The 15,755-nt window shown below is 39.4% G+C and carries 14 protein-coding genes; 1 reads left to right on the top strand and 13 read right to left on the bottom strand.

Going from position 1 to position 15,755, the window contains the following annotated elements; all coding sequences use genetic code 11:
- The first annotated feature begins 288 nt into the window (after window positions 1-288).
- Window positions 289-2,334 (top strand): hypothetical protein, encoded by a 2,046-nt coding sequence (locus FD744_RS09155; RefSeq protein WP_160868048.1) that lies wholly within the window; start codon window positions 289-291, stop codon window positions 2,332-2,334.
- Between the two features lie 56 nt (window positions 2,335-2,390).
- Here the strand turns inward: FD744_RS09155 and gndA are convergent, their stop codons facing one another.
- The 13 genes from gndA to rfbB all read right to left on the bottom strand — a co-directional run bounded on the left by gndA (window position 2,391) and on the right by rfbB (window position 15,688).
- Complete coding sequence (gndA, locus tag FD744_RS09150) at window positions 2,391-3,803, bottom strand: NADP-dependent phosphogluconate dehydrogenase (RefSeq protein ID WP_160868047.1); 1,413 nt, start codon at window positions 3,801-3,803, stop codon at window positions 2,391-2,393.
- A gap of 129 nt (window positions 3,804-3,932) precedes the next feature.
- On the bottom strand, window positions 3,933-4,844 hold the full coding sequence (locus tag FD744_RS09145; RefSeq protein ID WP_160868046.1) for an NAD-dependent epimerase/dehydratase family protein: 912 nt from the start codon (window positions 4,842-4,844) through the stop codon (window positions 3,933-3,935).
- The gene (locus FD744_RS09140; RefSeq protein ID WP_160868045.1) at window positions 4,841-6,091 is read right to left on the bottom strand and encodes a glycosyltransferase family 4 protein; all 1,251 of its coding nucleotides are present in this window, start codon (window positions 6,089-6,091) and stop codon (window positions 4,841-4,843) included. Before FD744_RS09140 ends, FD744_RS09145 begins: the two co-directional genes overlap by 4 nt.
- On the bottom strand, window positions 6,088-7,068 hold the full coding sequence (locus FD744_RS09135; protein ID WP_160868044.1) for a glycosyltransferase family A protein: 981 nt from the start codon (window positions 7,066-7,068) through the stop codon (window positions 6,088-6,090). Before FD744_RS09135 ends, FD744_RS09140 begins: the two co-directional genes overlap by 4 nt.
- A gap of 22 nt (window positions 7,069-7,090) precedes the next feature.
- The gene (locus FD744_RS09130) at window positions 7,091-8,377 is read right to left on the bottom strand and encodes a hypothetical protein (RefSeq protein ID WP_160868043.1); all 1,287 of its coding nucleotides are present in this window, start codon (window positions 8,375-8,377) and stop codon (window positions 7,091-7,093) included.
- A gap of 5 nt (window positions 8,378-8,382) precedes the next feature.
- Window positions 8,383-9,216 carry a glycosyltransferase family 2 protein gene (locus FD744_RS09125; RefSeq protein ID WP_160868042.1) on the bottom strand — a complete coding sequence of 278 codons (834 nt, stop codon included), beginning with the start codon at window positions 9,214-9,216 and terminating at the stop codon, window positions 8,383-8,385.
- The gene (locus tag FD744_RS09120; RefSeq protein WP_160868041.1) at window positions 9,213-10,439 is read right to left on the bottom strand and encodes an ABC transporter ATP-binding protein; all 1,227 of its coding nucleotides are present in this window, start codon (window positions 10,437-10,439) and stop codon (window positions 9,213-9,215) included. The genes FD744_RS09125 and FD744_RS09120 overlap by 4 nt, the downstream gene beginning before the upstream one ends.
- Entirely contained in the window at window positions 10,429-11,277 is an 849-nt protein-coding gene (locus FD744_RS09115; RefSeq protein WP_160868040.1) for an ABC transporter permease, read from the bottom strand. Before FD744_RS09115 ends, FD744_RS09120 begins: the two co-directional genes overlap by 11 nt.
- 40 nt (window positions 11,278-11,317) lie before the next feature.
- A complete protein-coding gene (locus tag FD744_RS09110; protein WP_160868039.1) occupies window positions 11,318-12,271 on the bottom strand; it encodes a glycosyltransferase family 2 protein in 954 nt (317 codons plus the stop codon).
- On the bottom strand, window positions 12,252-12,800 hold the full coding sequence (gene rfbC, locus FD744_RS09105) for a dTDP-4-dehydrorhamnose 3,5-epimerase (RefSeq protein ID WP_160868038.1): 549 nt from the start codon (window positions 12,798-12,800) through the stop codon (window positions 12,252-12,254). The genes FD744_RS09110 and rfbC overlap by 20 nt, the downstream gene beginning before the upstream one ends.
- Window positions 12,800-13,681, bottom strand: coding sequence for a glucose-1-phosphate thymidylyltransferase RfbA (rfbA, locus tag FD744_RS09100; protein ID WP_160868037.1), 882 nt, complete (start codon window positions 13,679-13,681; stop codon window positions 12,800-12,802). Before rfbA ends, rfbC begins: the two co-directional genes overlap by 1 nt.
- Before the next feature lie 40 nt (window positions 13,682-13,721).
- On the bottom strand, window positions 13,722-14,609 hold the full coding sequence (rfbD, locus tag FD744_RS09095; protein WP_160868036.1) for a dTDP-4-dehydrorhamnose reductase: 888 nt from the start codon (window positions 14,607-14,609) through the stop codon (window positions 13,722-13,724).
- A complete protein-coding gene (gene rfbB / locus FD744_RS09090) occupies window positions 14,609-15,688 on the bottom strand; it encodes a dTDP-glucose 4,6-dehydratase (RefSeq protein WP_034824771.1) in 1,080 nt (359 codons plus the stop codon). Before rfbB ends, rfbD begins: the two co-directional genes overlap by 1 nt.
- Window positions 15,689-15,755 lie beyond the last annotated feature (67 nt).

Raw genomic sequence — 15,755 nt, 5'->3', positions numbered from 1 at the left:
CCATCAACAAATTCCATTGAAAAATGGTATATGTTAATCTCGGCGGCGATGCACCTCCTTGAAAAGGAAGTATTTACCATTTATTAAGCAGTTGTCTATATGAGCACTGATATGTAACAAAAAAACATAATGAATTTGATAAAGATAAGTTAACGTCCTTAAAAATCATTTTGAATAGCTTAATTATCACTCAATAAAGCTGGTTACAGGTGAAATCAACTTTTTAATTGTATATTGAAAAGAATTTCCTTGTTAAAATTCGAAATACTCTAATGCAGGAGTTATTTAGTGGTCATAAAAAAAGTTAGCACTGTCATAGTTTTGGCAGTCTTTATAATAATAGGTTGCTTAATTTCGCATTATAAAGCTCCCTATGCTTTCGGTTCAGGCGATCATACCCTATTTCATGCTTTTGGGCACTGGATAGCAAATGGTGAGGTCTTCACAAGAGACTTCATCCATTTCCGTACCCCAGGCCCCTATTACTACTATGGGATTATGCAGTATATTTTTGGGCAGACGTTCCTTGTCACAAGCACATCATTGCTCATGGAATCCCATGTTTTTCAAATGATCGCGAGTTTTATATTAACTTTGATTTTCTCAAGAAGTATTTTAGGTAAAGCATCATTATCGATGGCGATAGCCGTAGGTATATTTTTCTTAATAGCCCCGCCAATTTATCAGTTAAGAACTGCTCTCCCTGCTGCTGCACTGGCCATGTATATCTTATCGATGAGTACTGAGCAGCCGTTCAAAAAAAATATTCATACATTTTTGAGTGGCTTGCTGCTTGGCCTATCATTTTGGTTTGGACAAGAACTATTCATATTTCTTTCAATCAGTATTTTTGTAGCTGAATTTTCAGCAGGAAATCACTTAGCGCTTAAAGATAAGTTTTCAAGAATTATATTGCTAGGTGCATCATCATTACTGGTGATCATTGCCGGGATAGCCTATTTCTATATTAAAGGTGTAAACATAAAGGAATTCCTTTATAACACACTTTACTACGCCTTTTTAATCCAGCCAAAAGGAATGGATGTCCCGTTCCCAGATCTGGACCTATCTTCCTTAATATATTATATTTGGATCGCGTACTTTGTAGTTGCAATGCTAATATTTAGCATATCCAAAAAATTGTTCACACCGACTGGTGTTGCATTTACAGCCTATGCTTCACTTCGTTTGATTTCTATGTTTGGTAGGGCAGATGTATTACATTTACTGTTTGCCATATCTGAACTCGTCATAATGGGTATTATTGCATTAAGACTTTTACCAAGCTGCATTAAAAACATTAGCAAAAGGGATATTTTAAACACTATTGTTTTATTCATTGTAAGTGTTATTGTTTTGCACTTTGCAATTAATGGTAGATCGAGTATTTTACTAGTCATGCCTTTCGTGTTGTTGGCCATGAGTCATATAAGCAAGGATGGGAATGTAAACAACAATTTTAAAGTGACGCTTAATCCATTTTTTTCAGCAGCAGGACTATGTATAGCGATAGTCTCTTTATATCCTCTATCTACAAATGCAATAAAGTTCACATATAATGTATTTTTTATAGAACCTCATAATACATTTTTAGGTGTTCAACTTCCTGAAGCAACAAGAAAAGAATTTGTAGAAATCAGAAAAATCATTGAAGATGAAAAACCAAAAAATATATTTAGCTATCCTATACGTGCAGAATACTATGCACTAACTAACAATCATGCGACACGCTTTATTGAATTCGCGATGCAAACGACCCCCGATGATATAAACGGTGCAGTCAATGATTTAGAGAAAAGCAAACCTGATCTAGTTATTCAAGATTTAGACCAAACCATCAACCTTTCACCTATTCTTTCAAAACTATCCAATTATATAAGCATGCATTATACGCCAATTAAGATAATTCAAGGCGTCAACAACTTAGAAGTCTACAAAATTAAGAAAGTACCTGATGGTAGAATCAGACTTTTCGATAACGTTTACATCTACAATCCTGATCATACGCATACAACTGCTGGGCTAAGAACCCAACAAGATGGTGCTACAGTACCTGTTATAGCAACAAACAAAGGTGATAGCAGGTTTGTGATTTCTGGTGACGCACGTACCGTCTACCTACAAATATATCCTGAGCCAAATTGCGCTGAAACAGGAAAAGTCACTATTACTAAAGGAACGAATTCCTACACTAAGAATATATCTCTAGCAGATGGAAGAGTCAGAATTGATTTGGCAGATGGGAATGATCAAACTGAAATTCTTCTATCAAGTGGTGAGGAAGGAAAATCGATTTTATGGCTAAATCCTGAAGTTGAGTTAGAAGATAAGTAAATTGCAGACAAAAAAAAAGCCTTCCCAAAGGAAGGCTTTTTTACTAAAAATATAACTTAATTATCCAGCCACTCAGTATGGAATACGCCATCTTTATCAATGCGCTTATAAGTATGCGCACCGAAGTAGTCACGCTGAGCCTGAATCAGGTTAGCTGGCAGAACTTCTGAGCGATAGCTATCGTAGTAAGCTATGGCTGCCGAGAAGGTCGGAGTCGGGATGCCATTCTGAATCGCGTATGATACAACATCACGCAGCGCCTGCTGATACTCATCAGCAATGTTCTTGAAGTAAGGATCCAACAGCAGGTTAGCGATATTCGCATTGCTCGCATAAGCATCAGTGATTTTCTGCAAGAACTGAGCACGAATGATGCAGCCAGCACGGAAGATCTTAGCGATCTCACCGTAGTGTAGATCCCAATTATTCTCTTCTGAGGCTGCACGCAGCTGAGAGAAGCCTTGAGCATAAGAAACGATTTTGCCCAGATACAGTGCACGACGCACTTTCTCAACAAACTCCGCTTTGTCACCGGTGAAAGCTTTAGCCTGAGGACCGCTCAAAACTTTAGAAGCTGCAATACGCTGCGATTTCAAAGAGGACAGGTAACGAGCGAATACTGATTCGGTGATCAATGACAGTGGCTCGCCAAGATCCAGAGAGCTCTGACTAGTCCACTTACCGGTACCTTTGTTAGCTGCTTCATCCAAAATCACATCAACAAGATATTTACCGTCTTCATCTTTCTTAGTGAAGATATCTTTGGTGATGTCGATCAAGTAGCTGCTCAGCTCACCGTTGTTCCAGTCGGTGAAAGTCTTGGCCAACTCTTCGTTGTTCAGACCCAGTGCACCTTTCAATAACGCATAGGCTTCTGCAATCAGCTGCATGTCACCGTATTCGATACCGTTATGCACCATCTTCACATAATGGCCAGCACCATTTGGTCCAATGTAAGCAACACAAGCCTCGCCATCTTCTGCACGTGCAGCAATTTTATCCAGAATCGGCGCAACCAACTCATACGCTTCTTTCTGACCACCAGGCATGATGGAAGGACCTTTCAACGCACCTTCTTCACCACCGGAAACACCGGTACCAATGAAGTTGAAGCCTTGGTCGGACAATTCTTTATTACGACGAATGGTGTCTTTATAGAAAGTGTTACCGCCATCGATCAGGATATCACCTTTATCGAGGTGTGGAGTCAGGGAAGCGATAGTTTTATCCGTCGCTTCACCAGCCTGTACCATAAGAAGGATGCGGCGTGGCTTTTCAAGCGACTCAACGAACTCTTCAACGGTGTAGAAGGGGGCAAGTTTCTTGCCCTGATTCTCTGCGATGACTTCATCAGTCTTTTCTCGAGAACGGTTGAAAATAGATACAGTGTAGCCGCGGCTCTCAATGTTAAGAGCCAAGTTGCGACCCATCACAGCCATACCTACAACACCGATTTGTTGCTTGGACATTACATACTCCTGTCTTGGTGATTACCCCAACCCTGTATACAGATCAGTGGCGACTGAAATTATGATACCGCAATGAGCTAAAAATTTAACAGCTAAAAAATTCTCCGATGAGCACAAAAAGTAAAAGCACTAATCTTTGCTCAACTTATCTGCAATTAAACTTGCAAGCCCTTCACGTATATCGATATTTGGTTTCCATTCTAGAAAACTATTTGCCTTACGGATATCAAGGATATTGCACTGAACATCCACTTTTCTGGGTGGTTGATAAATTACTTCAGAATTAGTCTCAGTTAGTTCAAACATCAGGGAAAGAAGGTCTTTTAACGATAAGCCTTTGCCACTGCCGATATTGAAGATGTCAGCCTTGCTGTCAGCGGCTAGAGCGTGTGCAAACGCACTAGCAACATCTTGGACATGAACAAAATCTCGAATAACAGAACCGTCGCCCCAGATTTCGATTTTTTCATGTGCCAAAATTTTCTTAAGGAAAATCCCAACAACTCCTTGGGGCTTATTGACATTTTGCCCTGGCCCATAAGGGTTGCTAAGCCTTAAACTTACAGAAGGAATATCATGCAAGTCATAATACAACTTCAGATAGTGTTCAACGGTGACTTTAAGAATACCGTATGAACATTTTGGAACTAAAGATGCATCTTCTGGAATATGATCATCATGATCTCCATAGACTGTGCCGCCAGAAGAAGAAAATATGACTTTTGTTTTATGACCAGAATCTTTTATTGCCTCTAATAATTTAATCACTGGCAATAAATTTTCTATTACATCAAGCTCTACATTTAGATTTGACGGCTGAGGTAATAGAGTTGAGACTAAATATACTACCGCATCAACACCTTCAAGAATTCGAGAGAAATCATCATTCGTAACATCAAAGGAGTGATAGATTGTGAAATGTGAGTGCGTTGAATTTGCACTTCGATCTGCTGCATGTATACCATATCCCAACTTCATGAAATGATCACATACATTTTTCCCAATAAATCCATTAGAACCAATTACTAGAACATTGCTCAACTGGAGATCGCCTCTAGGTAAGAGGCTAGTTTTTTACCCTCATCATTCCAATTTGTGCTGTTCGCAAAATCAATTCCCTTGCTTCTCAGTTCATTTAACTTGCCATCATCTCTCAACAATTGAATTATATTCTCTGCGATTATAACCGGATTGGGTGAACTTAGTTTTGCGTTGTTATCATTGAGGAGCCATTCAACATTTTCACCCTCGTTTGAAACCACAACACAACCACAAGCCATTATTTCCAAGGGCAATAAAGACAAGTTTGTGAAAGATAATACTAATGCGATATCACATTGGCTATAGATATCGGGAAGTTCTTCTAAGGAAAGCAATCCGGCATTTTCGAATTCGTGCTCGAACTTAAAATCATTCATATCCCAACCTGCGAAAATGAACTCAACACCAGGATATTCTTTCGCCACTAAATCTAATGCAATTAAAGCCGTTTCAAGCCCACGACGGATTGTAGGTGGCCTAAAATAACAAAATATCTTCTTTTTATTATTAGTTACTTGTAAATTTCGAGGGTAATATAAATCTCTATCATAAGAGAAGCTAACGCTATGTGTTGTCATGCCATATTCATTTTTAAGTTTATTAGCGAGCCAATCTCCAGCACAGACCCCAGTAAATCCAAACTTATATGTTTCCTCAGCAAAAGCATATTCACTACCACCGGCATAAAATGATGGCTCAAAATCCTGAACAAAATATAATTTATGATATGTCTTTGAGAAAGCACGAAGAAAATATGCTGTCGTCCAACCAGTTGCAAAAGAAAACTCTGCTTCCGGTAAATCTTCAATTCCGAAATATATATCTGCTTTCAGTTCAAAAAAATGTTCATTTATTAGATCTTTAGCTTTTGATTCACTCGAATGACGATGTTCACCCACTAAACAAATGTTATTTTTATACCCCAAATTTTCAAGCATAGAAATGAAGCGAAAAATATTAAGATGCCCTCCTGAACCAATGCCAAAGTCTGGAATAAGCCAGTTAACAACATTCTTTCTATCCATTGGGATGATTTCTTGTAAAACACCCGCATCCTTGAAAGTCAAAAAATCATAAAAACCAATAACATCACGCTTGTTAAAAATGGAAATTTTAGAGACTAGAGTAGTAGCGTTTCCATTCGCATCCTTTTGCTTTAATTTTCGCAAAGTCCGGCTAAGTACTCCTTTAGCCCCTTCGGTTTTATAAATACGTAAAATCATTGAAAACACTGACAATAAATTCATTTTTTCTTCCTTTTAATTGCATTATCCAGTGAAATCAATCTATATACGGTATGATTAGAATAAAAGTTTCCACCCAGGTAAAAACCTAACTGCTTGAGAAAATGCCATGCGGTAATGTTAAAGAAGCCAACTTTATTTGTCTTATGAGCAGTCGTTTTTTGATACGCCAAATCCCGTTTTGAACAAGCGAGAGTTTGGTATGCAATATTTAAGACACTCGGACAAAGATTATAGCCAAATAGCTTTTTCAAAGCCCTGGACTCATCGTATGAACGTTGTAATGTTTGCTTAAGGCTGTAATTGTGTGAGTGATATACTATTGCATCGTCAGCATAGGCTTTCTTATATCCTAGCTCGATAATTTTTTTTGCCCATAACTGATCTTCGGCAAAATCAACTTCAGGGTAAGGACATATCTGCCAGACGCTTCTTCTCAACGCTGCATTATTGTCTGAAAAGTAGTGCAGCCATTGTTGATAGCCTATATCTTTGGCGTATCTATCTTTATCATCTAAATGAACGACTCTCGGTCCATCGGCGAAATTATCAAAATGCAGTTTAAGATCTCGCTTAGTGAAAATTGACGCATCTCCGTATGCATAATGACGACCAAATACTGCTGCGATACTCTCATCTTCATGGAAGGGAGAAATGATATTTTGCAACCAATTGCCATCAACAGGCTCGGCATCATGCGTAATCATTACAATATATTGGCCAGAAGAATTCTGGATGGCAAAATTTCGTGTTTTGCCATGGCCAAAATCTGAAGGTTCAATTTCGATAAGTTTAATTTTATCCGATTTTTTACTATTAATATAATCAATAGTCCCATCAGAAGAACCAGAATCAACTACAATAACTTCATACGGATAAATAGTGTTTTGGCTAAGCACTGAATTAAGAACTGACTGGAACACCTTTCCAGGATTTTTCGTCAGAATGCACACTGATACGAGATTATTAACTTGTTCCACTTAGAATCCTCAAATACCAAAACTATTTTTTAATATTAAACTTTTTAGCTAATGACTTAATAAAGTAATAACTCTTTAACAATTTGGATTTTTTCGCGTATATTAGTTGCTGCATTGCTTCAACGTGTTCTTTTCTTTCAATTTCGAGTGCTGACGCTATTTTTAGCAACTCATCTTCAACACTAAATCTTTTGGCACTTTCAGCTTCCCATGCATATTTGTATTCACATAACTGCAGCTCTGCTTTCTCGCGCCTCTGACTTTCCTTTTGATATGCTAAAGATAATTCATGCTGTCTTCGTGAGTCTCTTAGAAAAACATCCACTATCCTGGAAAATATTTTCTTTTCTGTCGCAGTTGTGGTATGACTTAAGCTGATAACACTTCTTGATAGGGCATCTAACACACCAGAAAGGTTCTTATCTAAGGAGAACTTATCTTTTGCAAATTGAAAATTCTGTTCCAACTCAGCAACTGAAGGAATGAGTTCATCTTCAATTTTTTTACTTAATTCTTCGGCAGTATACGTTGAAGGACTGCACCGACCGGAAAAATTTTTGTCCGCTGCTGTAATTATGTTTTCTTCGGTAATCCATCCAGGACCACCGAAATGATCATAGCAGAATACTGGGACTTTCAAGGCGAGACAATATTGAACCGTTTTACCGATGGATATACATAGTTTATAATTCGACAAAACCTGAGGAGTAATTCTATCTTCAATATATCCTGTACCATAAATATCAACTATAGTGCCCTGACTCTCAAGAATATCTTTTAACTCTAGTAATTCTGAAGGAATATGATTTGAGACTATTAAAACCTTTCCCGAGTTAGCACTTCTTTGATTTACCCAAAAATCTCTGGGTATAGAATTTGGCAAAACAATTGCCTTACTTGAATAATCAGGGTAATTCTCATTAAAATAAGATAAGTTTTCTTCTGAGTTAGTTGTAATAATATTTAAAGGACAAATCTCAATTGGAGGTGTTTCTAAGGGTTCAAAATGTGATAAAGATGAAAAAACAGTATATTGAGTAGAATAGTTCCACTTAGAAAACAACGCATAAAATGTCGGCTGATGAAATATCCATATAACATCCCAGCTTGTATAAATTAATGCGCTATCATCAAAAGTCGCTAATTTTATACCGTGCTTGATACATTCATCTTTGTACCTTTCCGATTCAAAGAAACATGCGATCGAAACAACATTTCCCTGTAAAGAGAGCTCAATTGCATACTCAAGGACTGTTATTTCCGATCCGGCAAGGTCTTGAAACCGTGAAGTGGCAATTAATATTTGCATAGAATTTAAAAAGTAGTAGTTGAATTACTAAAAAGGTCATTTCCCCATAAGTATAGCGGTCGACCAAAATCTGAAATAGTATGCAACGCCTTCCCTTTACGAGAACTCCACTTCACTCCGTAAGGATCCCAGGGAAAGTTATTAACGTAATAGTTGCATGTCTCTTCCCAATGTTCATAAGAAAGCGATTTTCCGTAATGTTGACAAAAGAATTTCACTTCGACATTATCAACGCAAGAAGGCTCTCTTGCATCGAGTCCTAAATATTGTATTGATGGCTTGTTTTTCCATAACATCAATATGTTTCGGCATTCCGGGCCAAAATATTGACGAAAATTCATCAGTTCCTGATTTTTTACGTATGGTTTATCATCATTTTGGGTCATGTATGCATCATACAGTTGAAAACGAATTCCATCTGGTTGTGAATCATAATCATCACCAGACACGAATTCTCTTATCTCTCCGACATATCTCTCATCAGCATCACAGCACATGCACCATTTAAAACTGAGATATTTATTTGCAAGTTGGAGCAGTAAACCTCTATGTCGGGTCTCAGAAAGCAGTCTGTTATCAACTCCCTGACGCCATTTATTATTCTCAACAATCAAGAATACTTTATGATTATTCTTTAAAATCTCCCGAGTACTATCATCGCTACAATCATCATAAACACAAATATAATCAGCAAATCTAGATATGTGGTCTAAAGTATTCTGAAGCAATAGTTCTTCATTGCGAATACGCATCACAACGACTAAATCATGCTTTTTAGTTATATTGTAATCACCTTTCCGAATCCATAACGATTCATATTGATCTAATTGCCAGTTCATATACCTTTCCATTCATGTTCGCAGCGGAGTATGCCATCTACTTTTGCAAGCCCAGATGAATTCCTTTCCATTTCAATTCTGAATGATGTGACATACTCAACTTTATCATAGGCAAACATCCCCAACTCATCAGATACTGAAGCAGTAATGTGGTATTCTCCAGGCCCAAAATGGTTGTCAGGAATGACTAAATCAATTAAAGAAGAAGGTTTGGAAATAATAATTTCATCTCTAAGGGTGTTTAATATAGAAACAATAGTTCCCTTGGAATCATAAATTATAATCCCAATACCATACTTCAAGTCCGGTTCGGAGAAATCCAACTCAAAGTTGATTGTTATTTCATCGCCCATTCTGTAACTCATTTTAGAACAAGTTACTGAATTCAATGTCAACTTTTTATCATTGATTGGGCTGTTGTTTGTCTCATTTATTCCACGAGATGGAACAGTCTTGCTCTTACCTTCAGTCTCACTTTGATAGGCATCACAAACGTCTAAACGTTCGCCCATCATTTTAATCACACCTTTTTCCAACCAAATTGCCGTTTCACAGAAATTACGTACGGCTGAGAGTGAATGAGATACAAAAAGAATTGAAGTCCCTTTGTCTCTAATCTCTTTCATTTTAGTGAACGACTTTTCCTGAAAAGCCATATCACCAACACTTAGAGCTTCATCCACGATTAAAATATCAGGTTCGACTTGAATAGCCACCGAGAATGCCAATCGAGCGATCATACCACTTGAATAGGTTTTAACTGGCTGGTCTATAAATTCACCAATACCTGAAAACTCTACGATTTCACTATATTTTTGATCAATTTCATTTTTAGTGAGACCTAATACTGCGGCATTTAAATATACATTTTCTCTTCCTGAAAAATCCATGTTGAAGCCGGATCCCAGTTCAAGAAGCGCCGCAATCCTACCCTTAACTTTAATCCTCCCTCCTGATGGATTTAAAGTTCCACAAATCATTTGCAAAATAGTTGATTTACCAGCGCCGTTATTCCCTATAATTCCAACAGTCTCACCTTTATTGATCTTAAAAGAAACGTCTTTAACAGACCAAAATTCACGGTAATATTGGTTCGAACCACTGCCAAAAACTTTCTTTAATGGCGGCAAGATAAATTGTTTGAGTCGCGCGCTTGGGGAATTATAAATGTGATAACACTTACTCACATTCTCAACATTTATGACTGTTTCTTTATAAGACATCAGCGAATCCTTTACGTGTTTTCTGGAACCAGTAATAACCAGCCCAGCACACACATAGTGAGCACAGCAAATAAATTACCAGTCCTTTGAAGTCAGGCATAACACCCCAAATAAGAACATTCCTTACTTGCTCAATAATAAATGTTAAAGGATTTAAAAGTAGCCAAGGTCTTAATAAAGCAGGGACTGCAGAAGCAGGGTAGAAGATGGGAGATAAAAATGTCAGTATTGTTGTTAAAATTGTAATACTTTGACCGATGTCGCGGATATATACACCTAGCGATGCCAGCAGCCATGATAGTCCACTCGCCAACACTATAAGAGGTATAAGGACAATTGGCAGTAAAAAGGCTGTCGTCGGGATAGAATGCTTAATTATCAATATCGCAACTAATAGCACAAAAATACTAATGAGCGTATTAAAAATACACACGCAGATATTTATAACCGCCATTATTTCAAGGGGAAAAACCACCTTCTTTACATAGTTAACATTACTTGTGATAAGTGAAGGTGACTTATTTAATACTTCAGCAAGAAATGCATGAGTTAATAAACCTGCAAATAGGACGATTGCAAATTCATATTTTGACTCGTTGCCTCCCACGCTCCACTTAGCTTTAAAGACCACAGAAAAAAGAAATGTATAAATAGTTAGCATTACCATTGGCGTAATAACTGACCAAAGTAAACCTAAAGATGAACCTTTATATTTACTTAATATTTCTCTTTTTGCCATTTGATGTATGAGATGGCGTTGTTTATACATTGCATGTATCATGCTTTTAAAGGCGACCGGGTGCGCTGCATCCGATGCATGTTCTTTAATCTCGTGCATTATATTCTCTTCACCAACATATTCTTTTTTTAGAGTGAAATCATATTTTATTCAGTAAAATTGCCAATATTAGAGCAATCGAACCAACTAAAGTCTGTCTATACAATCTTAATTTAAGCAATATATAGGATCTTTTAAAGAAACCACTATCACGACCAACAATAAATCGATTCAAAATATCTTTATTATCACCTGAGATGAATTTATCCATATGTGATAGCGCGTTGATATTTTTTTGGTTCCAGCCCTTAAGCTTACCTTTTAATAGTCCTTTTAAACGCAAGCATCTTGCCATCCAACCAGTGTTCGAACCGACAAGATTTTTTGTATGTTGTCGGTAGCGAATTTTGGATTCTGGATCATATATAACAACACCATTTGCCGCGCAGATTAATATGTATACCCACCAATCATGTGAGACAATATCACATTCTTCCGGGGTACATTTGACTATATTGAATGCCTGACGATTCAAGACCATTGTATTGCCACCAGCAATACTTTGAACTAGGGCATTCCTGAGGTTAGGTTTCTTACAAAATAATGGGGACTCACCAATAATGTTATTATTTTCATCTACTAACGTTGTTCTACTACAATACACCTGAGGTTTAGTCGAGGCGCCATCTCTTTTCAAGACTTTTACAGCAGTTGATAACTTATCCTTTAACCAAATGTCATCTTGATCGCAAAAAGCATAATACCCAAAATCTCCAGGTATGTTTTTCATGACATTCATAAAGTTTGCAGCAAAACCCTTCTTAGGCCCTTGAACTATAATTAGCTTTTCTTGGCCTAACGCACGCTGATATTCATTCAAAATTTCGAGCGTTGTATCATTTGAACCATCATCAGATACAAATAAAAACCAATCATCATATTCTTGCGAAATAATGGAATCAATTTGTTCCCTAAGATATTCATCTCCATTATATGTGCAGAGCATTATGGCTAATTTATTTTCATTATTCATATTAAGGATATAGCTCTGCATTATTCAAAGTTAGTCCTTTCATATCTTTCGCCGACAATATACTTTCATTAGCCTTTGGCCAGGCAATATTTATTTTCAAATCATTCCATGCTAAGCATCGCTCACTTTCAGGCGAGTAGTAATTTGTTGTCTTGTATACAAATTGTGCTCGCGCTGACAACGTCATGAACCCATGCGCAAATCCTTCAGGAATCCAAAGTTGTTTTTTATTTTCAGCGCTTAATACTACCCCTACCCACTTTCCAAAGGTTTCCGATGATTTTCGAATATCAACTGCCACATCAAAAACTTCACCTTCTACACAGCGTACAAGTTTGCCCTGTCCATGTGGAGCAAGCTGGTAATGTAAACCTCTAACAACACCATACTGAGAGCTTGAATGATTGTCTTGTACGAAATCGATAGATTGGCCTACCGCATCATCAAATATTTTTTTATTGAAGCTCTCATAAAAATAGCCTCTTTCATCACCAAATACTTTAGGCTCAATAATTTTGACGTCAGGAATTTCAGTATCAATAATCTTCATTATAATTTTCCGTTGTATAACGCCATCAAGTATTTGCCATAATCATTTTTGAGCAGCGGCTGTGCGAGTTCTTTCAACTTTTCTGCATCAATGAAGCCCATACGATAGGCAATCTCTTCAGGGCAAGCCACTTTCAATCCTTGGCGGGTTTCAATCGTCTGAATAAAGTTATTCGCTTCCATCAAACTTTGATGTGTTCCGGTATCAAGCCACGCATGCCCACGTCCCATGATTGAGACAGACAGTTCACCCTTCTCAAGGTAGAGGTTATTGATATCGGTGATTTCCAGCTCACCTCGTGGAGAAGGCTTAAGGTTTTTAGCCAGTTCAACAACGCTATTGTCATAGAAGTACAGGCCGGTCACTGCGTAGTTACTTTTCGGCTCAGTTGGTTTTTCGACCAAGGAAATAGCTTTACCGCTTTTATCGAACTCAACCACGCCATAGCGCTCTGGATCATGAACACGATAAGCAAATACAGTGGCGCCCTGCTCTTTATTCGATGCATCTTCAAGCTGTTTATGCAGGTCGTGACCATAGAAGATGTTGTCACCGAGAATCAGTGCGCAGTTGTCGTCGCCAATAAATTCCTCACCCAAAATAAATGCCTGAGCCAAACCATCTGGGCTTTCCTGGACCACATACTGCAGATTCAGACCCCACTGGGAACCATCACCAAGCAGGCTTTCAAAACGTGGTGTATCTTGCGGGGTGCTGATGATCAGGATATCGCGGATTCCCGCCAACATCAGCGTGCTCAACGGGTAGTAAATCATTGGCTTATCATAGATGGGCAATAACTGCTTACTCACTGCCATCGTTACTGGGTAGAGGCGTGTTCCTGAACCGCCAGCAAGGATGATTCCTTTTTTACTCGTCACAACGTTATCCTTCAATTTGTTAATCTGACTCTAACAACACTCAGTGATAAATCTCATCCAACATACGAATAACCCCAACCTTCCATTCAGGGAGGGTTAGATTAAATGCTGTCGTGAATTTACTAGTGTTCAGTCTGGAATTTAGTGGGCGTTTTGCTGGCGTCGGAAAAGCGCTGGTATCAACGGTGTTGATGGCTGTGGCTTTGATCGGTAAGCCCTTTTCACGCACATGCGCAATGACTAAGTCTGCATAGGCATGCCATGTGGTAACACCCGAAGCAATCAGGTTGTAGATTCCGCTCTTTTCAGGTTCAGCCAATGTGGTTCTGATTGCGTGCGCGGTGCAATCTGCGATCAATTCAGCACCCGTTGGTGCGCCGAATTGGTCATTAATCACCGACAAGCTTTCGCGCTCTTGCGCCAGGCGGATCATGGTCTTGGCGAAATTATTGCCTTTGGCAGCATAAACCCAACTGGTGCGGAAGATGAGATAGTTTGGGGCGTGCTTAACAATCGCTTCTTCGCCCTGACGTTTGGTTTTGCCATAAGCATTGAGCGGAGATGTCTTATCATCTTCGCTCCACGGGCGTTCACCGCTGCCATCAAAGACGTAGTCGGTCGAGTAGTGAACCAGTAGAGCGTTTACATCACGCGCTGCAATCGCCAGCGCTTCAACACTGGCGGCATTGATCAGCTCAGCATTCTGTAAATCGCTCTCAGCTTTATCTACCGCGGTATAAGCGGCAGCATTGACGATCACATCAGGCTTGATATCGCGCACTGAATTCGCGATACCCTCTGGATTAGTCAAGTCACCACAGAAGTCCATGGAGTGGCGGTCTAGCGCAATGACATCACCCAAAGGTGCCAATGCGCGTTGGAGTTCCCAACCCACCTGACCATTTTTACCCAATAGCAAAATTTTCATTAGCTACGTTTCTCGTAGTTTTGTTCAATCCAATTCTGATAGGCACCGCTTTTCACGTGCTCAACCCACTCATGGTTGTCGAGATACCACTGAACGGTTTTGCGTAAGCCCGTTTCGAAGCTTTCCTGCGGTGTCCATCCTAAATCTTGCTCAATCTTCGCTGCGTCAATCGCGTAACGGCGATCGTGACCAGGGCGGTCAGCAACATAGGTGATTTGTTGCGCATAAGGCGTGTCTTTCGGACGCAATTCGTCCAGTAATTCACAGACTTTGTGCACCACTTCCAGGTTTTGCTTCTCGTTGTGGCCACCGATGTTGTATGTGGTGCCCGTTTTTGCCTTGGTCACCACGGTATACAGTGCACGCGCGTGATCTTCGACATACAACCAGTCTCGAATTTGGTCGCCCTTGCCATAAATCGGTAAAGGTTTGCCTTCCAATGCGTTGCTGATAATCAGAGGAATGAGTTTTTCCGGGAAATGATACGGGCCGTAATTGTTGGAACAATTAGTTACCACCACTGGCAAACCGTAGGTACGTCCCCAGGCGCGAACCAGGTGGTCACTCGCAGCTTTGGTTGAAGAATAAGGGCTGCTTGGCGCATATGGCGTTGACTCGGTGAACATCGGAAGCTCGCCTTCCATTTCATCTGGATGTGGCAAGTCACCATAGACCTCATCTGTTGAGATGTGGTGGAAGCGGAATGCGCTTTTGCGCTCTTCTGGCAGTGCCATCCAGTACTGACGGCTGGCTTCGAGTAGGGCGTAGGTGCCAACAACGTTGGTCTGTACAAATTCAGCAGGCCCGGTGATCGAGCGATCTACGTGGCTCTCTGCTGCGAGATGCATCACCGCATCCGGCTGATGTTCGGCAAAAACTTTAGACAACGCAACGCCGTCGCAAATGTCGACATGGCAGAAGGTGTAACGAGAGTCGTCACTGACCGTTTTCAGCGATTCAAGGTTGCCCGCATAGGTCAGTTTATCAACGTTAATCACCTCATCACTGGTGTCATTGATAACATGACGGACCACAGCTGAGCCGATAAAACCTGCACCACCAGTAATTAAAATCTTCATGACGTTGGACTGTTCCTGACATTGCGACCGATATCCCGGCCAGAGGAGAAATAAACACCCCACATTA

Origin of the sequence: Pantoea sp. Taur, assembly GCF_009830025.1 — a bacterium.
Classification (GTDB): Bacteria; Pseudomonadota; Gammaproteobacteria; order Enterobacterales; family Enterobacteriaceae; genus Pantoea; species Pantoea communis.
The sequence above is the reverse complement of the archived record's forward strand: the minus strand, read 5'-3'. Positions and strand labels throughout refer to the sequence as shown.